General features: G+C 58.8%; 1 protein-coding gene. It reads right to left on the bottom strand.

Features of this window, described 5'->3' with window-relative positions; genetic code table 11:
* Window positions 1-405: hypothetical protein (locus RMT89_RS41365; RefSeq protein ID WP_315888907.1), on the bottom strand; the 405-nt coding region annotated here is incomplete at both ends.

The following is a 405-nucleotide window of genomic DNA, read 5'->3' as shown; positions in this document are numbered from 1 at the left end:
CTTCTGCACTTGCTGAACCAACTGACCCGAAGAATTTTCGATCCACAGTTTTACCAGTGTTGTCTGTAATAGCCCCCGGCGCGATCCGGTCAGTATCCACCGCCCCAACCTGAATCCACTCGCGCGCGACGAGGTTGCGAAACTCGGCTGAGCCGTCATTGCCGATCCGCCACCCCCGCTGGCCGGGGATATAGTTGGTTGATTTCAGATCACCGCCAAACAGGGCCAGACCCGCCGCTGCAAAACTGCCTGTTTCGACCGTCTGGGCGGTCACGCTGTTTGCGATCAGCCGCCCGCCGTTGATGAGGGTCGTGCCACCCGGCGACCAAGGCGATGGTTGTTGCGTTAAGCTTGAAATTTCTTCGATCTGCGGGTGCCAGACGATCAAGAAGCTGTTGCCACCGG

Origin of the sequence: Streptomyces sp. P17 (genome assembly GCF_032436805.1) — a bacterium.
Lineage (GTDB): Bacteria > Actinomycetota > Actinomycetes > Streptomycetales > Streptomycetaceae > Streptomyces.
This window is presented reverse-complemented; position numbering and strand designations above follow the sequence as displayed.